Raw genomic sequence first — 18673 nt, 5'->3', positions numbered from 1 at the left:
CGATGGGGTTTTTCGACTTCATCGGTGACGGAGCCAAATGGATTGGCGACCGCATCAGTGACGCGGATGACTGGGTCAACGATCGGCTCAAAGACGCTGGTGGCTGGTTCTCCGATTTCTACCACGGAAACCTCGGTGATCAAGCCCTTCCGGCACCGGCGATTGTGCAGCAGGTCCAGCAGGGGCCGGGCACTTCGTCGTGGGACAGTGGCAGCTCCACGGTGCAGAAGATGATCCAGGAGCACAACCAGAACAGCGACGACGCGCAGCAGATCACCACCATGCTCGAGTCCGTCTGGACCGGCGACGGGGCGGATGCGGCTCGCGCACGGCTCAGGCCGTTGTCTGATGCATCGGCTACCTCTGCGCAGGCTTATGTCGTTAATGGGCAGAAGCTCGTCGACACCACGCACGGCTACAACGACATGAAGATCGCGCTGCAGTCGATGCCCCCGACGCCCCCGCACAAGAATCTTTGGGATCAGGGGACTCCGTGGGACACGGATACCGAGAAGCAGATCAACGAGTACAACGCGGCAGCGAATCACAACGTTGAGCGGTATCAGAAATACGCGGATCAGGCCAAGGCCAACGGTCAAGGGCTGAATAGCAATTACGGCCAAGTGTCCGGGTTCGACGGGCAGAATCTCAAGATCGATTCCGGTGGCGATCACACGAAGAGCAAGAGCGAGTCGCACGAGAAGGCTTATCGGAGGCCTGGGCGGGATTCTGGTGGGCCGGGCAATGAGCCTGGGGCCAGTGGCGGGGTTGGAAGCTGGCCGGGAGGCAGCGGGGCCGGGACCGGCGGGCCTGGGGCCAGTGGGCCTGGCAGCACCGGGCCTGGCGGCAGTGGGTCGGGGAGCAGTTGGCCGGTTGGCGGAACTGGTGGGGTGCCGTTCCACCCGGGGAGTACGGGAAGCGGCGGGACATACCCGGGGAGCACCGACGGGACGTCGACATCTGGGTGGACGCCCCCGTCGGTCGATCGGGTTGGTGGGTCTAACTGGACACCGTCGACACCGACCTCCTGGGGGACTGGGGGCGGTAATAGCAGCAACAACAGCAGCGTTGGCGGCTGGGCACCGGGTGGGTTTGGGCCGCTCGGCAGCAGCGGTGGTGGGGCAGGTAGCGAAGCGGGCCGCGGCGGAGGGATCGCGGCGCGGCTTGGCGGGGGCGCGGGCGTAGGCACAGGAGCGGGTGCCGGAGTGGGCGCAGGCGAAGAAGGGCGCGGAACAGCCGGGACGGCAGGGAAGGGCGCGGCCGGAGCTAAGGGAAGCCCGGGGATAGGTGGCATGGCCGGCGGCGGAAAGGGCAAAGGCGAGGAAGACAAAGAACACCAGCGCAAGTACGGAATCGAAGACGACTCCGCGTTCTCGCTCGTCGACGAGAACGGCGAGCGGGCCCTCGACCCGCGCACTGGGCTGCCTCCGACACCCCCGACGATTGGTGGTTGAGGGGTCCGATGACGATCATCGACAGACCGCTGCGGATGCCGCGGTCGGTGTTCTTGGCGCTTTGGCACGCGGAGGATCTCGGGAAAGTACCGGTGGTCGTCGAGGACACACCGATGTACTTGACCGAGGAAGGCGCGGCCGAAAGGGCGAAGCGGACGCGGGATCTTCTTGCGCAGCTGGGCGAAACGGCCGCGGAAGCGTTGCGTGGCACGTTGAGGCTGCTCGCTACCGCGCGGCATGAGGTGTACGGGTGGACTGACTTCGGCACCCATCAAGAGGACAACGGGGCGATTCTCGTTGCGGCGAGCGGGAAAGAAGCCGTGCGGTTGATTACCGACGCGGAGTCCGTTCAGCTCGACCCGGTGTCACCCCGCGAGCTGGCGGCTTGTTTGGTCATGGCGATGCCGGACTGCCCGCCGGCGGCGGTTCGGGTGATGCAGGTCAGCCGGGAGTACTACGACGGGGGCGGCAGCGCTGATCCGCTGGCGGAGGAAGGCGGCGACGCGGACGAGTTGCGGTATCTGATGCGGGCGCCGCGGGACGCGGTGCATCAGTTGCATGCCGCGGTCCGGGACGGGAGGGGCGAGCGGAGCTACAGTTCGCCGTTGTCGGTCATCGATCTCAGGGGGCGGGGGCGGGTGCTGAGCTTCCAGAGCACCAGGGACGGCGCCGCGCAGATCAGTGTCTACCCGGGAAACCGGGCGTCCTTGATCGATGCGGTGGATCGAACGCTCGCCGGATTGCGATAAAAACTAGTAACCGCGTTTCCCTTTCTCGTGTTCCGCGTTAACCACTGCGTCGGGTTCACAGAGAGGTGAAACGGTATGGGCGTACGCGCGTTCGGACGGGGCATGGTCCTCCTGGCGGCGACGGTGGTCGCGCTCGGCGGCGGCACCGCGGTGGCATCGGGGGCGACCGGGCAGGAACCGACTGGTCCGGTGCAGCCGAACATCATCGCCGCGGCGATCTACTCGGTCGGGCAGCCGACGATCGCGCCGCCGGGGGCCAACGACTGGAACTGCAAACCCTCCGCCGAGCATCCGAACCCGGTGCTGCTGTCCAACGGCACCACGGCCAACGCGTACGAGAACTGGGCGAATCTGTCCCAGAAGCTCGCCGACGCGGGGTACTGCGTGTTCGCCGGCAACTTCGGCGGGTCGCCGGGGGCGTTCCTGCAGACGGTGGGGCCGGTGGCGGGGACCGCGGGGCAGCTCGCGACCTTCGGGGACAAGATTCTGAAGGCCACCGGGGCCTCGAAACTCGACGTCGTCGGGCATTCGCAGGGCGGGATGAACCCGCGCTACTGGATCAAATACCTCGGCGGCGCGAGCAAGATCGGCAAGCTGATCGGGCTGTCTCCGTCCAATTACGGCACCAATCTGTTCGGCCTGCTGACCGCGATCCAGGCGATCCCGCCCGCTCGCGACCTGGTGGGGGTGGCGTGCGCGGCTTGCAATGAGCAGTCCACCGGGTCCGCGTTCCTCAACGACCTCAACGCGGGCGGAGACACGGTTCCGGGCGTCGACTACACCGTCATCCAGACCAGGTATGACGACGTTGTCACCCCCTACACCAACGCCTTCCTCAAGCCCGCGCCGAACGTGAAAAACCTCGTCCTCCAGGACGTCTGCGGGCTCGACTACACCGACCACCTCGGCATCACCTACGACCCGATCGCGCAGCGCGAGGTGCTCAACGCGCTCGACCCGCAGCACGCGAAGAAGCCCAGCTGCGTGTTCGTGCCCCCGGTGATCAGCTGAGATACCCCCGCCGCGGGGTAAAAACGCGAACACTTCCGCCGACTCGGTTGTGCGGGGTCCCGCCGCGATGTCACAGTCGGTGACATGTTCTGGCTGCTCCCCGACACCTGGACGCCGCACGACGAGGCCGAGCTGGTCGCCGGATGGCGGCTTTGGCTCGAGCTGAGCGACCGCGCGTGGCCCACCGCGTCGTGGGACGGCACCCCGTCCGGCGCGGTGGGCCCGTTGCGCGAACTGCTCGACGCGTGCGACGAAATCGAGCGCACGTGCCGGGAAACGGCCGCGCCGTCCGCGGAGTTCACGGACCTCGTTCAGCCGCTCGTGCTGTGCGCGAGCGCGGTCATCTGCCTGTGGTGGGACGACCACGCCCCGCTCGACTCCGCTCGCGCGAAGGCGCTCCACGAGGACCTGCGCCGGTTTTCGGCCCTCGCGGAGCGCGTCCTCACGCTGTTGTCCGCCCACGGCGGCTGGACGGAACTCGACGCGGCCCGCCGCCACCCGGCTTGAGCCGGTATTCGGCGAAACTGCTCACCAGCGTTCCTTCGCCTTGGGTTAGTGCGGGCAAGGCCTGTTCCAGTTCGTGTGCGGAGGCGGCCGGGAGGTGACCGTCCACAGTGCACCGGTCACCGGCGATCACTGGTTCGCCGGGCACTGCGCGAAGTTCCACCAGCTTGCGCAGAACCGCGCTGACCGAGGAGGCCGGTGCTTCGATTTCGAATGCGTGGACCGGTTCGTACACCCGCGTTCCGGCCTGGCGTAGCGCTTCCTGCAGCACTAGCCGGGTCATGCCGCGGAAATCCCCGGCGGTGCTCACCGGCGGGTAGAACGCGGTATCGGTGAGGGTGACCACGCAGTCGATCACTTCCCGGCCGTGCAAGCCTTCATGCAGGATCTCATAAACGGTGTCTTCAACGGCTTTGTGAAACGACAGCGGCAGCGAGCCGAGTTCGACTTCCAGTCGGTAGTCGGTGCCGGAGCCAGACGGGCCAGGTTCGACGCGAAGTCCGACTGTGGCCCAGAAGAACACTCGCTCGTCCGGTGCGGGATGGCGCACGCGGTGTCCAGTCCCGTGTAGACGTTCGACCAGCAGCGGGCGTGATTCCTCGAATTCGGCGGCGATTCCGAACTCTTCGGCGAGCGTCGTCCGGATTACTTCTTTCTGCACCTCGCCGTACAAGCGGACGGTGATGTCCTGTTCCTGGCGGCGGATGCTAATCAGCGGGTCCTGTTCGGACAGTCGGGTCAGCGCGATGTACAGCGCGCTGGTCTGGTCTGGATCGACCGGGTACACCAGCGTTTCCAAGCTCGGCGGGGCGAAGAATCGGTTCTGGGAAAGGTCGGCGCTTTCGCCGAGCCGGTCGCCGATCCGAATCTCCGGCAAACCCCAGACACGGGCGACATCCCCGGCCAGCGCCTCGCCGGACACCGGGGTCGCGCCGAGCTCGAACACTCGCACAGCGGACGGGCGGCCGACGCCTTCCGTGCCCAAGCGTCGGAACGGCGCCGGCCGGCGTGCCGCTAAGGAGCCGGAAAACATTCGCACGTAAGCGATTTTCTCGCCGGAACGGCCGCGTTCGATCTTGAAGACGGTGGCGTCGAGCGGTCCGTCCGCGCGGCGTTCGCGGGACGGCAGCAGTTCGTAAACTCCGGCGATAAGGTCGCGCACGCCAGCTCCGGTGACGGCCGAACCGAAGAAGACCGGATACACCGAGGCTGTGGCGACCTGACGTGCTAACGCATCGCGGTAATCCATTGAGGACGCTGTATCGGCCACATAGGACTCAACGAAGGTGTCGTCTCCGGCCAGCGCGTCAGCGAGCCGTTCGTCGAAGGGCAGCGGTACCGGGTGTGCATTGGCGGTACCGATCTCAGCCACCGTGCTCATCGCGACGCAGTGCGGGGAAAGCTTGGTACGCAAGGATTCCAGCAACGAGGCCTCGCGAGCACCGGTGCGGTCGATCTTGTTCACGAACACCAGCACCGGAATGCCGAGCCGGACGAGGGTGCGCATCAACACGCGGGTCTGGGCTTGCACCCCTTCCACCGCGGACACCACGAGCACCGCGCCGTCGAGCACGCCGACGGCGCGTTCGACTTCGGCGATGAAATCGGGGTGGCCGGGAGTGTCCACGAGGCTGAGCCGGTGTCCGGGCGTGCTGACCGCCACGACGGCGGATTTGATGGTGATGCCGCGCCGGCGTTCGAGCTCGAGCGAATCGGTCTGGGTGTCGCCGTCGTCGACGCGGCCGGCGTGGTCGATCACGCCGGTCTCGAAGAGCAGCCGTTCAGTGAGGCTGGTTTTACCTGCGTCGATGTGCGCCAGGATGCCGATGGTCAGTGCTTTCATGCGTGCGGAAGTCCTCAGATGCGGGAGACAGGCCGAACTGGGGTCGATCGGACTGTCGGCGCATCGGGGCTCCTCGCACGTCGAAAACCGGAAAACACGCCCGCGAGCAGGCGAACACTCGCGGATATCGGCACGGTAGCGCCGGGCCGGACGCGGTGTACAGCGAGTTTTCGGTGCCTGTCGGTTTCCTGTCGATCACTGGCTGACACCCCCGCGGCGGTGTTCAGTGCCCTACCGTGGGCCGGGTCAGTTGAATTTTCACCTATCGGGAGCTGTCTCCATGTTGACTCGAGTCAAGGACGTCGCGCTGCTGCTCGGCCGCATCGGCATCGCGGTGGTGTTCTTCGCCCACGGCCTGCAGAAATGGGACAGCGGCGTCGGCGCGACCGCCGAAATGTTCAGCCAGATCGGCATCCCGCTGCCGAGCGTCGCCGCGTTCCTCGTGATCGTGCTCGAACTGCTCGGCTCGATCGCGTTCGTCGTCGGCTTCCTGCTGCCGGTGGTCGCCATCGGCTACGCGATCAACATGGCCGGCGCGCTGATCTCGGTGCACGCGGCGCACGGCCTCACCGGCGAAGGCGGCTACGAGCTGGTGCTGGTGCTCGGACTCACCGCACTGGCGCTGGGCTTCAACGGCGGACGGCTTTCCCTCGACCACGTGCTGTTCCGGCGTCGCCGTGAGGGCGCGAACGAGCTGCAGGCCGCCTGACCACCGCCGCCAGCGCTCACCCGGTCAGGTCGGCGGTGGTGCGTTCGGTCTCGCGGCGGGCGGCCAGCTTCGCCGGGTCGGCGTTCGTCACCTGGACCAGGTGCGCGCTGGCGGCGAGCGGGACGAGCAGTCCGTCGAGGACGCCGTCCGGCACCGTCCAGTCCATCGTGGACAAAACTCGGTCTGCCGCGGTCAGGCCGAGTTTTGCCGCGCGGGCAGTGGCTTCCGCCCACACTTCGTCCACAGTGGAGGATCCAAGCGCCAGGGTGTCGCCGGTGGCCGGCCGCATCGGGAAGAACTGGTCGCCGGACATCCGGGCCTCGTTGAGGTAGTCGAGCGCTCCGCCGGACGGCGGGGTCGACAGGCCGCGGCCCATCGGGTCGAGCGACACCACCGCGACCGCCGGGGCGTCGATCTCCTCGTCCGGGCTGGTGAAAACTACTCGCGCACCCTCGGGCTCGGCGACCACGCGGGCACCGCACCACCACGCGCCGAGCAGCACGCCCGCGGTCTGCCAGTGCGCGGGCAGCCGCACCGCGACAGCGTCGCCCGGCTCCACGTCGAACTCGTCGACCAGCCAGTTCGCCGTTTTCGCGGCCCAGTTCTGCATCGTCGCCACGGACAGCTCGACCCGGCTGCCGAGCCGGTCGTCGTAATGCGTGACCAGCGGTTTCGCCGGCGAGGCCAGAAGCGGGCGCAGCAGCTGCTCGGTGAGGCTCATGCGCCCGCCTCGCTAGCGCTCGGCGCGGCATGAGCCGAAGGCGCACTGTTGAATGATTCGCTCGCAAGCTCGCTCATGTCCTCAGGCTAGCCGCGGCGTCAGTCGACGCAGGGCACGCCCGGGATTCCCGAGTCCAAGCCCTGCGGCACCGCTCCGGCCGCCGCGCCGCCGCCTCCGTTTCCCGTGCTTCCGGGGCTGGTGCGTCCGGCCAGTCCGGCCACGAACTTCTGCACCGCGCCCGGGTCGACCTCGACGATGCTCTGCCCGTCCTCGCTGCGGCCGTTCGTGGTGATCACCGGGATCGTCGCGAAGGTCAGGTCGCCGGATGCGACGCCCTTGACCTGCTGGGCGAATTCGAGCACGTCGAGGCTGTCGTCGAGGACGAACGACCGGTGCACCGCGTCCATCAGGCTGTTCAGCGTGCCCGGATTGGCGAGCGTGCCAGCGGACAGCACCTTGCGCATCGCCGAGGACAGGAACGCCTGCTGTCGCTTGATCCGGTCGAGGTCGCCGTTGGGCAGGTTTTTGCGCTGGCGCACAAAGGACAGTGCTTCGCCGCCGCTCACCGTCTGCACGCCGCGGCGGAAGTTCGCCCCGGAGTCCTTGTCCGACGTCGCGTGGTTGAGGCACACCGGAACGCCGCCGACCGCCTCGGTGATCAGGTAGAACCCGAGCAGGTTGACCTCGGCGTAGTGGTCGATGCGCGCCTGGGTGAGGTCCTGCACGGTCTGGACCAGCGCCCGCCGCCCGGCGGCGTCCGAATCGCGCGCGATCTTCGCCTGGTCGTGCTCGCCCTGCGCGCGCTCCTCCTGCTCGGCGTGCGCCTTGGCGACGCCGTACGCGGAGTTGATCTTCGCCTTGCCGCGGCCCGGCACGTCGACCCAGCTGTCGCGCGGGATCGACACCGCGGACGCCTTGCCGCCGTTCTTCGGGATCCGCAGCAGGATGATGGTGTCGGTGTTGATCCCGGCTTTGTCCTCGGTGCGCAACGACTTCAGCATGCTCAGCGGAAGCGGGTTGCCCTGCTGGTCGGTGCGCGCGTCGCTGCCGACGAGCAGGATGTCGGTGCCGCCGTCGTCAGCGGGCGGGGCCGGGGGCTCGCCGTCGCGCGGGGTGAGAACGTCGGCGGTCGCGACGTTGTCCTGCAGTTTGTCCTTGGTGACGTACGCGTAGCCGGTCGCTCCCAGTGCGACCAGGGAGACCAGGCCGATCGCGACGCGGCGGGTGATCCGGGTGACCCGGCCCGTGCGGCGTCGCGGTTCCTCCGGCGGCACCGGGTTCGACGGCTGGGGGAGTTCGACGCGCGGGTGCGGGGAGGGCTTCCACTCGGGAGCGGCTTCCTGCTCGGCAGCGGCATCCTCGATGCTGGCGGCACTCTCGGTGCTGGCGGCTCCTTCGGCGCTGGCGGCACCCTCGGTAACCGGCTCGGTTTCCTCGGCCGCGCGCTCCTCGGCCGCCGCTTCGGCTGCCTCTCCGGCGACCGGTTCGGCGGCGGCGTGCTTCGGCTCCGTCGTTCCGTCGGATCCGCGGTCCGAGGCGTCGGAAACCGCCGGACTGTCGGCGGGATCCGCCGTCCGGTCCGGTTTGTCCTGGTTTTCACTCACCCCGGTTACCTCCCCGCTCACCAGCGTACGGCCTGCGGCGCGCCGCCACGCTGGGTGCTCGACTCTAGTTGACGCAGGGGACATCGCCCGCTGTGATGAGCGGCGCGGGTGAGTTCGACGGTCCGGACGAAGGCGGTCCGGACGGGGACGACGAGGACGGTGCGGCAGGCGGGGCCGAGGGCAGGGCCGAGGACGTCGTGGCCGGCGCTCCGGCCGTGTCGCGCGCGTCTTTGCCGAGGATCACCCGGACGTGCCCGGCGGCGACGTCGGCGTCCGGTTCGGCCTGTGCGTTGGCGCCGAGAGCCTGGCGGACCAGGTCGGCGGCGGCCTCGTCCGACGGGTGGTAGCGCAGCACGGTGGCCGCCCGGGTGGACAGCTTCGTGCTCGTGCCGAGCTGGAAACCCTTGCCCTGCAACAGGCCCCGCATCTGGTCGGCGGCATCGGAGCCGGAGCCGTCGAACAGTTCGACGGCGATCTTTTCGGCTCCGGGCAGCGGCGCGTTGCTGGGCTCCGGCGCGCTGCCGTCGGAGGTCAGCCGGTTGATCTCGGCGCGGACCTTCGCCTGGTCGACACGCAGTACGTCCGCGCCACCCAGCACCGCGTTGCCCTCGGTGGGGATGGTGTGGAATTCGACGTTTCCGCCGGTCAGCCCGCGCATCTGCTCGACGAACTCGGACAGGTCCCAGCCCGCCGACAGCACCACGGACTTCTTCACCGCCTCGATGAGCTGCGCGATCCGCACCGGGTTGGCGAGCACGTCGGACGAGAGCACCTTGCTCGCCAGCCCGGACAGGAACGCCTGCTGGCGCCCGATCCGGTCGAGGTCGCCGTTCTGCAGGCCGTAGCGCTGCCGGACGAACGCGAGCGCCTGCACGCCCTCGATGGTCTGCTTCCCGGCGGGCAGGTCGACGCCCGACTTCTTTTCCTTGACCGGGTTCTTGAGGCACACCTGCACGCCGCCGATGGCCTTCGTGACCTCGTAGAAGCTGGCCAGGTTGACCTCGGCGTAGCGGTCGATCATGCCCGGTTTGCCGATGAACTTCTCGAGCGTGGCGACGAGGTTCTTGCGCCCGGCGAGCTTGGCTTTCTCGTCGACGTCCTTGAGGTCGGCGTTGCCTTTGGCCTGCAGCGTTTTGGCGGTGTCGTTGTAGGCGTAGACGTACGCGCTGTTGAGCTTGTGCTTGCCGAAGCCGCCGGTGATCTCGACGTAGGAGTCGCGCGGGAAGGAGATGGCGATCGCGTGCTCCCCGTTCTGCGGGATGTGCACGAGAATCATCGTGTCGGTCTGCTTTTCGCCGTCGGACTCGCCGGCGTGCAGCATGTCGAGCACCTCGCGGGGCAGCGGGTTGCCCTGCGCGTCGGTGCGGCTGTCCTGGCCGACCAGGAGGATGTCGATGGCGCCGTCGAGCGGTTTCGCGTGCGGCTGCTGCTCGCCGAAGATCGCCGTGGTGGAGAAACCGGACTGCGGGTCGCCGATGAACTGCCAGCCGTACCAGGTCAGCGCCAGCACGACCACGGACACGACGGACAGCAGGATCTTCCCGCTTCGCCGCAGCACGATGACCACGCCGCGACCGCGGTGCACCGGCAGCGGTGTCCCCGGCCATTCGGCCACTGTTCCTCCCCAGGATGCTCGCGCTTTTCGCGCTTTGCCGAACTCTACCGAGTCTCGGGTGAGCCACCCGTAGGCTGGTGGAGAGATTGCCCGGTCGGGCGGAAGGGTGGATGAGGATGCGGGTCCTGGTCACCGGCGGTGCCGGGTTCATCGGTTCGCACTATGTGCGGCAGGTGCTGTCGGGGGCGTATCCGACGCTGGCCGACGCCGAGGTCGTGGTGCTCGACAAGCTCACTTACGCGGGCAGCGAGGCGAACCTCGCCCCGGTCGCGGACAGCCCGCGGCTGCGCTTCGTGCGCGGCGACATCTGCGACACCGCACAGGTCGCCGACCTGATGCGCGGCGTCGACCTGGTCGTCCACTTCGCCGCGGAGTCCCATGTGGACCGCTCGATCCTCGGTTCGGCGGACTTCGTGCTCACCAATGTGCTCGGCACGCAGACGTTGCTGCAGGCCGCGCTGGAGGCGCAGGTCGGGAAGTTCGTGCACGTCTCGACGGACGAGGTGTACGGGTCCATCCAGGACGGTTCGTGGTCGGAAGACCACGTGCTGGAGCCGAATTCGCCGTACTCCGCCTCGAAGGCCTCGTCGGATCTGATCGCGCGCTCGTACTTCCGCACGCACGGTTTCCCGGTGTGCGTCACGCGGTGCTCGAACAACTACGGCCCGTACCAGTTCCCGGAAAAGGTCATCCCGCTCTTCGCGACGAACCTGCTGGACGGCAAGAAGGTCCCGCTCTACGGCGATGGTCTGAACATCCGCGACTGGCTGCACGTGGACGACCACTGCCACGGAATCCAGCTGGTCGCCGACGGCGGTCGCCCCGGCGAGATCTACAACATCGGCGGCGGCACCGAACTGACCAACCGGGAACTGACCGAACGCCTGCTCGCGGCGACCGGCGTCGGCTGGGAAATGGTCGAACCGGTGACCGACCGCAAGGGCCACGACCGGCGGTACTCGGTCGACATCGCGAAGATCAGCGGCGAACTCGGTTACGCTCCGCGGGTGTCGTTCGAGGACGGTTTGGCGGAGACGGTGCGCTGGTATGCCGACAACCGGTCGTGGTGGGAGCCGCTGAAGGCCCGCGCCGCGCTCGGCACGTCCTGAAACCCTTGTCGTAGTAGGAGGTACGCCGGTGCGGCTGGCAGTGCTCGTGCCCGGCGGTTCCGGTCAGTTAGGCCGGGACCTGGTGAACACCGCGGGCCCGGAAACGGAAGTGATCGCGCCTTCGTCGGCGGAGCTGGACATAACGGCTACCGGCCAGGTGATCGCCGCGGTGGGCGAACTAGCGGAACGAGCGAGCGCTGCCGGGGCGATGCCGGTGGTGATCAATGCCGCGGCTTACACGGCCGTCGATGCCGCGGAGTCGGATGAGGCTCGAGCTTTTGCGGTGAATGTCGATGGCCCTCGGGTACTGGCTGCCGCTTGTACTTCGCGGCGGGTGCCGCTGATTCATATCTCTACGGATTATGTTTTTCCCGGGGATGGAGATCGGCCCTACGAGGTTGATGACGCGCTTGGGCCTAAGAATGCTTACGGCCGAACCAAGGCCGCTGGAGAGGATGCGGTTCTTGGTTCGGGCGCTTCAGCTTGGGTTGTCCGGACCAGTTGGGTCTATGGGAAGACCGGCGCTAACTTCGTAGAGACTATTCGCAGGCTGGAGTCTGAGCGGGATCAGTTGTCCGTAGTGGATGACCAGGTAGGGGCACCTACCTGGTCAGCTGATCTCGCCCGGGGCTTGTGGGAACTCGCCGACGCAGTTGCCGCCGGGCGAGGGCCGGCGGGAAAGGTCCTTCACTGCACCGGTGGCGGGAAGACTTCCTGGTACGGATTCGCCCAGGCGATCTTCGAGGAGATCGGTGCCGACCCCACCCGCGTAAAACCTTGCACGACCGAAGAATTCCCCCGCCCAGCCGCCCGCCCCGCCTACTCCCTGCTCTCCAACGCTTCCTGGCGAGACGCCGGACTAACTCCTTTGCAGGATTGGCGCACAGCTCTAAACAGCTACATCAACGCCTAACGAAGACAAAGCGCCAGCCCCCTCCCTGCTCCCCGATACGAAGCCGCCCTGCGGTCTGGGGGTGCTTGTCAAGGCATCTTTCCCGCCTTGACAAGCACCCCCAGACCGTCAGCACAATTACGGCTCGGGGTGCCTTTGTCTGGGCGGTTCTTTTCCGGCTTCGCCGGTTTCTTTCCCGGCTTCGCCGGTAACCCGGCGAAGCCGGGAAAAGCCTGAGGGGACCCCCACCCCGATCCATTAATTGTCACTACGGTCTGAGGTGCTTGTCAAGGCGGGAAAGAGTACCTTGACAAGCACCTCAGACCGCGTGCGAAGCGGGGATCGGGGTTGCGGGAGGGGTCTGGGTGTTGCCCGCGTTGTGCGTTTAGGCGGCGGTTTTTAGCCGATTTATTGTTCGGTCGCCTGGCGGTATGCATCTAGCGTGCGTAGTGCGGTGTTGTGCCAGGTGAAGCTTGCCGCATGAGTTCTGCGGGCGGTCGAAGTCGCGAGGCCGTGTGGATCGGTTACGGCTTGGCGCATGGCCTCTGCCAGGCCGTCGACGTCGTCATACGGGACCAACGTGGCGCAGTCTCCCGCGACCTCGCGGAGGGCGGGGATATCCGTGCAGACGACGGGGACATCCGAGGCCATTGCTTCCAGGACGGGCAGGCCGAAGCCTTCGTCTCGCGACGGGAGCACCAGGGCGGCGGCACCGGCGACCACCGTCCGAAGGTCCACATCGGACAGATACCCAGTCTGGCCGGACCTGGGCAGCCTCGGAAATGGTCCAGGGCCGGCGAAAACCAGCGGCGGCAAATCCGGGGCTGCCGCGTGGGCCGCTGCGAGCCAGTCGAGGCCCTTGCGCGGACCGGCGGCGCCGGCGAATAGCAGGTACTTCTCCGGCAGCCGCAGTTTCGCTCGTACCCCATCATCCGGCGGTCGGGCGGTGAACCAAGCGGGGTTCACGCCCAGCGGAGTGGCGATGATCTTCGACCGGTCAACGTCCAGCTTCTCGGCGACAGCGTCCGCAACGGCCTCGGTCGGCGTGCAGATGACATTTGCTCGGTGTGCGCCGCGCCGGACCAGTTCGGGCAGGGTTCGGTCGGAGTGGGCCAGTTCTTGAGGAGCGTCGATAAAGGCCAGATCGTGGATGGTGAGGACTCCGGCGGCACGGAGACGGCCGGGGAGGACGAAGTTCGTGCCATGAACGACATCGGTGGGGCCGGCAAACAGTTCCACCGGCGGAAGCTGGGTGCGCAGCCAGGTAGCCCGCAAAAGCCGGGCGGAAACTGGCATTCCCCGAGCCTGAACTCCATGCGGCAAAACGTGCCGCAGCTTCCGCCAGCCTCGCAAGGTGAAAGCGACGGCACGAAGGTCCACTTCGGACATCGAAGCCAGCTCTTCGCTCAGCGCGGCCGTATACCGGCCAATCCCCGTCCGGGAACCGAGCAGAGGGGTGCCGTCCAGCAGGACGCGCAGCGGACGGTCAGCCACGGCGCAACCGTTCCCGCGCCACCTTTGTGACCCGTCCTGCTGCTCGCCTTGCCAACTCGCCTGGTCCGCCAGCGGCGAGATATTCCTTGACCAGAGCCAAATCGCGCCGGACCAGAGCGGAGCCGCGTACTGGGTCGCTGACAGTCAGGTCCGCGCCGCCGGGCAAGCGGTCGGCGGCCGGGCGCGGGTTGCGGCAGAATTCGACTAGCGGTTTCAGTGCCTCCGGCCAGGCGTATCGCTGCGCGACCACCCGGATTCGCTCGACGCAAGCGTCGGCGAATTCCCGGTCGTACAAGGACTTCTCCAGCGCGTCTGCCAAAGCACCGGCATCCTCGGCAGGGACTACGACGCCGAGGTTTTCCGCGCGGACGAGATCAGCGAAGGCATCCCCGTCCGTCGTCACGATGGGCAACCCGGCCCACAGGTAATCCAGGACCCGGGTGCGGAAAGCGAAAGTGGTCTCGACGTGTTCGTAATGTGTCGTGACACCGCAGTCCGCGTCGAGAAGCCAGTTCTGGCGGTCCGAATACGGGACCCACTGCTCGTTGAAGAAGACGTTCTTGTCCGTGAGGCCCAAGGAATCCGCAAGTCGTACCGTACGGGCGCCGATATCCATTTCGGCGACCTCGGGGTTCGGGTGCTTCATGCCGAGGAACACGAGACGGGCGTCGTCGCGGCGGTGGCGGAGGAGGTCGAAGGCGCGGATCAGGGTCAGCGGGTCGAACCAGCTGTAAACCCCGCCTGCCCACAGGACGACGCGGTCGGATTCGCCGATGCCAAGAGACGAACGCAGGCCGGGACCGGTGCGCGTCGGGGCTTGGGGGGAGAGGCCGAAGGGGACGACGGCGAGCAGCGACTGGGTGGTCGGGTCGGCGTCGTAGAGGCGCGGGGACAGGCGGCCGAGTGCGGCTAGGTGGCCTAGCCAGAAGTGTCGCTGGCGTTCTGAGGCGCAGAGGAAGAAATCGGCGCGTTCGAGCTGGGCGTCCAGGACTCGGGTGACGCCGGCCAGGTCGAGCGCGCGCTGGTCGTCGGGGGCGTCCTTGCCCTGCTCCAGCAGCTCCAGGTGCATCGGGTCGTAGACGTCCGCGACCACGATTTTGTTCTCGTGCTGCTTTTTCAGCGACGGGGCGAGTTCCAGTACGTGGCCCTGCAGGATCACGACGTCCGCCCATTCGATGGGGCCGTCGAGATCGCGGTGTTTGCCCGAGCTGACCCGGAAGGCCGCGGGCGGGGGCGAGACCAGGGGATTGGTGGTCATGAGGTGCACGTCGTGCTCGGCCGACAGCGTCGAGGCGATGTTCCACGCGCGGATCGCGGGGCCGGCCATGCGCTCGGTGATCGAATCGCCGGTCAGGACGAGGATCTTGCGACGCTGGCCGAAGACGTCCTTGATGCCGAACGCTTCGACCAGGATCTCGTGCGCGCGCAGGTAGTCCGGCAGCGGGTAGGCGGGCTCAAGTGCCTTGCGCAGCAACGGAAGCAGGTCGGCGTCGGTGCGCACGCGGGCGGTTTGCTCAATCGCCCGGGACTCGGCCAGCGAAGGCATCATTTCGACGAATCGGTCCACCGCCAGCACTCCGGCGAGAGCGGTGCGCGGGACCGCGACGTCGGAGGTGTCGACCGGGCCGACGCCCTTCTCCAGGTTCAGCTGCTCCGGGTCGATGCCGCCGCGTGCGGTCGCGCGGCGGACGGCCAGTGCGAGTGCGGCGGGCAGAGCGCGGGCGAGCGATTCGTCGGAGAGGTTTTTGTACAGCGCGGCCAGTGCGTTGCGTTCCAGCAGGAAGGTCTCGCGGCCGGTGTCGGGCGCGTCGACGGCGGACATGGTGCCGTGGTGGCGGTGGTAGGTGAGCGATTCCGGCACGTAGCGGACGCGCCAGCCGCGCAGGTTGAGGCGCCAGCCGAGGTCGACGTCCTCGTAGAACATGAAGAAGCGCTCGTCGAAACCGCCGAGCTCGGCGAAGACCGAGGCGCGCACGAACAGCGCCGAGCCGGTGCCGAAGAGGACGTCCTTGGCGACGTCGTGCTCGGCCTCGGGCACGTCGGCGAGCGGGCTGCCGGCGTGGCGCTTGTAGCCCATGCCGAACCAAGTCAGACCCGCGTCCACGAAGTCCGTGCCGGTGCCCTCCCAGTCGACGACCTTGCTCGCCACCGCGGCGACGGTCGGCTGCGCGCGCAGCTCGGCGACGGCCGCGGAGACCCACGCCGGAGCGGGGCGCGCGTCGTTGTTGAGGAAGCCGAGGACGGTGCCGTTCGCGTGCTGCGCGCCGAGGTTGCAGCCGCCGGCGAATCCGGTGTTGACCGGCGATTCGATGAGCCGGACGTCGGGAACCGCGGCGCGGATGCGGGCCGCGTCGTCGCCGCCGGAAGCGTTGTCGACGCAGATCAGCTCGACATTCGCGTAGTCCAGGTCGGCTCGCAGCGCCCGCAGGCAGGTGATGGTGTCGTCGGCGCCGCGGTAATTCACCACGATCACCGAGACGAGCGGTTGCGGGTCCCCCACTGCCAAGACGAGCTCCTCCGTCGAATTTCCGCCCAGCTTAAAGGCCAGCCCAGGCATCCCAGATCGCGCCTCGGCCCAGCGCCGAGATCCGGCTTACGCGACCGCGCTCCCGCAGCGTGCGGGGGAGCCGGAGAAAGATCTCCGCCAGTACGCGTAATCGCAGCGCTGGGTCGAAGTTCGCCGCGTCCGGACGGCGCCGGCGCAGCGGCAGCAAAGCGGTGATCGCGGCGAAGCGGGCCAGTTCGCGGAATGCGACTTTCGTAGGTGCGCAGCGCAGCAACATGAGCAACCGGTTGCGTTCGTTCCAGCGGTGAAATTGCGGTGAACCGGGCTTCGTGCTGGCTCCGTGCAGGTGCTGGACACGTGCCTTCGGCGCGGCGGCGACGTGCCATCCGGCCAGCCGAAGCCGCCACGCGGTGTCGGTGTCCTCGTAGTAACAGAAGAAACTCGCCGGGACCCCGCCGACCGCGCGCACGGCCTCTGTGCGCAGCAGCGCGGCGCCGCCGCAGAAGCCGAAGACCTCGTCGCTGGGTTCGGTGAGGTCGGCGCCGTGGCCGTCGGCGGTGAGGCGGACGCCGGTGGACTGGGTGCTGCCGTCGGGCAGTTCGAGCCGGGACGTCACGGCGGCGGCGAGCGGCTGGCTGTCGAGGGTGTCTTCGAGGACCGCGAGCCAGTCCGGTTCGGGAGCGGCGTCGTCGTTGAGCCAGGCGACCAGCGGGGTGTCGACGCGGCCGAGCGCGTGGGCCATCGCGCCGGCGTACCCGGTGTTCCGGCGGAGCCGGAGGACCTCCGGACGGCTCGGGTGCGCGGCCAGAATCGTTGCGGTGCCGTCGGTTGAGGCGTTGTCGACCACGAGTGTCCGATGTGGACGGTCCTGGGCGGCGAGCGCGTCGAGGCACGCGGCGAGGTGGTCTTCCCCACGCCAGGTCACCACGACGACGGTGGTGCCGGATTCCGCGCTGGTCACCTGGGAGAGAATAGCGGCGTGCCCGAACTGGTCGTGATCGCCGAGCAACTGCTCGCCCCCGTTCCGGGTGGCACCGGCCGGTACACCGCCGAACTGCTGCCCGCGCTCGCCCGCACCGCGCCGCCCGGCTGGACCGTGTCCAGCGTGGTCGCGCGGCACGCGGACGTCTCCGCGGCGCGGATCGAGGGCGTCGAAGGACCGCGCGTGCTGCCGCTGCCGCCGAGGGCGCTCGTCGCGCTGTGGCAGCTGGGCCTGCGCTGGTGGCCGGGCGGTGACGCGGTGCACGCGCCGACCCCGTTCGCGCCGCCCCGACCCCCGGCTGGGCGAACGCTGACCGTCACGGTGCATGACACCGTGCCGTGGACGCATCCGGAGACTTTGACCGCGCGAGGGGTCAGCTGGCACCGGTCGATGATCGCGCGGGCCGCGCGGCGGTCGTCCGGGCTGATCGTGCCGACCCGGGCGGTCGCCGACGAGCTGGCGGTGCTGCTGGACGTGGACGTTCCGGTTCGGGTCGTGCCGCACGGGGTGACCGTGCCGGAGGGGTCCGCTCAGCTGGATCTGCCGTCGCGCTACGTGCTGGCGGTCGGGACGATCGAACCGCGCAAGGGCATGGACGTGCTGGTCGACGCGGTGGCGCAGCTCGACGGCACGGACGAGGTCGGCGACGTCGGCCTGGTGCTCGCCGGCCAGCCCGGCTGGGGCGGCATCGACCCGGTGCGGCTGGCGGCCGACCGCGGCCTGAAATCGGTGCGGGTGCTGGGGAAGGTGACCGACGCGCAGCTGGCGACGGCGATGCGCGGCGCGAGCGTGCTGGCGATGCCGAGCCTCGCCGAGGGGTTCGGGCTGCCGCTGCTGGAAGCGATGGCGATCGGGGTGCCGGTGGTGCACACGGACGTCCCGGCGCTGGTGGAGGTGTCCAGCGGGGCGGGGCTGGTGGTGCCGCGCGGCGACGCGGACGCGCTGGCTCGGGCGCTGAAAGAGGTGCTGCTGTCGCCGGACAAGGCGGCGGAGCTGTCGAAGCTGGGCCGGGAGCGGGCGAGGACGTTCACCTGGCGAGCCGCGGCGGAGGCGGTGTGGGCCGCGCATCGGCGGTCGAGCTGAACGGTGCCGCGCGGCGACGCGGCGGAGGCCTCGAAGCTTCGTCGGCGGCGGCCTCGCGGTTAGGACAACGGCTGGGCGGCGGCAGTCGGACTGCCAGGTTCGGGCTGCGGCCGGTGCGCACGAATGTTCCGGAGCTGGTCGAAGCGCGCGGGTCGGGTGGTGGTTGGTGTGCCGTGAAGCGGCGCGGGCCGGGCGAGGCGTGGAGCTGGGCGGGCGTGTCGGCGGTCGAGCTGATTGGTGCCGGTCGTGGTTGGTGCCGCCCGGCGATGCGGGCCGGGCGGGGCGGTGGAGCTAGGTTGGCGCGTCGGTGGCCGAGCGGATCGGTGCGGTGGTGTTTGGTGCGCCGCGCGGCGATGCGGGCCGAATGAGACCGCGGAGCTGGGCGGGCGCGTCGGTG

General features: G+C 68.4%; 15 protein-coding genes. 8 read left to right on the top strand and 7 right to left on the bottom strand.

The genetic code is table 11. The features are described 5' to 3' along the window. The first annotated feature begins 2 nt into the window (after positions 1-2). From ACFXI3_RS18020 to ACFXI3_RS18005, 4 genes are all read left to right on the top strand, one after another. Positions 3-1454, top strand: a complete 1452-nt coding sequence (locus tag ACFXI3_RS18020; protein WP_378400553.1) for a hypothetical protein — start codon at positions 3-5, stop codon at positions 1452-1454. An 8-nt stretch (positions 1455-1462) separates the two neighbouring features. Then, positions 1463-2203: an ESX secretion-associated protein EspG gene (locus ACFXI3_RS18015; RefSeq protein WP_378400551.1), complete on the top strand. Its 741-nt coding sequence runs from the start codon at positions 1463-1465 to the stop codon at positions 2201-2203. A gap of 75 nt (positions 2204-2278) precedes the next feature. Continuing rightward, entirely contained in the window at positions 2279-3214 is a 936-nt protein-coding gene (locus ACFXI3_RS18010; protein ID WP_378400549.1) for an esterase/lipase family protein, read from the top strand. Between the two features lie 84 nt (positions 3215-3298). Continuing rightward, positions 3299-3721: a hypothetical protein gene (locus ACFXI3_RS18005; protein ID WP_378400547.1), complete on the top strand. Its 423-nt coding sequence runs from the start codon at positions 3299-3301 to the stop codon at positions 3719-3721. Here the strand turns inward: ACFXI3_RS18005 and ACFXI3_RS18000 are convergent. Beyond that, the gene (locus tag ACFXI3_RS18000) at positions 3657-5561 is read right to left on the bottom strand and encodes a GTP-binding protein (protein ID WP_378400545.1); all 1905 of its coding nucleotides are present in this window, start codon (positions 5559-5561) and stop codon (positions 3657-3659) included. The genes ACFXI3_RS18005 and ACFXI3_RS18000 overlap by 65 nt on opposite strands. A gap of 280 nt (positions 5562-5841) precedes the next feature. Between ACFXI3_RS18000 and ACFXI3_RS17995 the strand changes: the two genes are divergently transcribed. After that, complete coding sequence (locus ACFXI3_RS17995; protein ID WP_378400543.1) at positions 5842-6270, top strand: DoxX family protein; 429 nt, start codon at positions 5842-5844, stop codon at positions 6268-6270. Positions 6271-6286: 16 nt separating this feature from the next. On the opposite strand, the gene ACFXI3_RS17990 is transcribed toward ACFXI3_RS17995, so the two are convergent. The 3 genes from ACFXI3_RS17990 to ACFXI3_RS17980 form a co-directional block, all read right to left on the bottom strand. Next, positions 6287-6991 carry a TIGR03089 family protein gene (locus tag ACFXI3_RS17990; RefSeq protein WP_378400541.1) on the bottom strand — a complete coding sequence of 235 codons (705 nt, stop codon included), beginning with the start codon at positions 6989-6991 and terminating at the stop codon, positions 6287-6289. A gap of 98 nt (positions 6992-7089) precedes the next feature. Continuing rightward, a complete protein-coding gene (locus tag ACFXI3_RS17985) occupies positions 7090-8595 on the bottom strand; it encodes an LCP family protein (protein WP_378400539.1) in 1506 nt (501 codons plus the stop codon). Between the two features lie 64 nt (positions 8596-8659). After that, positions 8660-10210: an LCP family protein gene (locus ACFXI3_RS17980; RefSeq protein WP_378400537.1), complete on the bottom strand. Its 1551-nt coding sequence runs from the start codon at positions 10208-10210 to the stop codon at positions 8660-8662. A 116-nt stretch (positions 10211-10326) separates the two neighbouring features. Here ACFXI3_RS17980 and rfbB point away from each other — a divergent pair, with 116 nt between their 5' ends. After that, entirely contained in the window at positions 10327-11319 is a 993-nt protein-coding gene (rfbB, locus tag ACFXI3_RS17975) for a dTDP-glucose 4,6-dehydratase (protein WP_344288914.1), read from the top strand. A gap of 28 nt (positions 11320-11347) precedes the next feature. Further along, positions 11348-12232, top strand: coding sequence for a dTDP-4-dehydrorhamnose reductase (gene rfbD / locus ACFXI3_RS17970; RefSeq protein ID WP_378400535.1), 885 nt, complete (start codon positions 11348-11350; stop codon positions 12230-12232). 387 nt (positions 12233-12619) lie between these two features. Here rfbD and ACFXI3_RS17965 read toward each other — a convergent pair whose 3' ends face one another. From ACFXI3_RS17965 to ACFXI3_RS17955, 3 genes are read right to left on the bottom strand one after another with little or no spacing between them, the layout of a single operon-like run. Continuing rightward, positions 12620-13705 carry a glycosyltransferase family 4 protein gene (locus ACFXI3_RS17965; RefSeq protein WP_378400533.1) on the bottom strand — a complete coding sequence of 362 codons (1086 nt, stop codon included), beginning with the start codon at positions 13703-13705 and terminating at the stop codon, positions 12620-12622. Continuing rightward, positions 13698-16211 carry a glycosyltransferase gene (locus ACFXI3_RS17960; RefSeq protein WP_378400532.1) on the bottom strand — a complete coding sequence of 838 codons (2514 nt, stop codon included), beginning with the start codon at positions 16209-16211 and terminating at the stop codon, positions 13698-13700. Before ACFXI3_RS17960 ends, ACFXI3_RS17965 begins: the two co-directional genes overlap by 8 nt. Before the next feature lie 31 nt (positions 16212-16242). Then, on the bottom strand, positions 16243-17172 hold the full coding sequence (locus ACFXI3_RS17955) for a glycosyltransferase family 2 protein (RefSeq protein WP_378400530.1): 930 nt from the start codon (positions 17170-17172) through the stop codon (positions 16243-16245). Between the two features lie 18 nt (positions 17173-17190). Here ACFXI3_RS17955 and ACFXI3_RS17950 point away from each other — a divergent pair, with 18 nt between their 5' ends. Next, entirely contained in the window at positions 17191-18276 is a 1086-nt protein-coding gene (locus ACFXI3_RS17950; protein WP_378400528.1) for a glycosyltransferase family 4 protein, read from the top strand. Positions 18277-18673 lie beyond the last annotated feature (397 nt).

It is taken from the genome of Amycolatopsis sp. NPDC059235 (genome assembly GCF_042754125.1).
Lineage (GTDB): Bacteria > Actinomycetota > Actinomycetes > Mycobacteriales > Pseudonocardiaceae > Amycolatopsis > Amycolatopsis albidoflava.
This window is presented reverse-complemented; position numbering and strand designations above follow the sequence as displayed.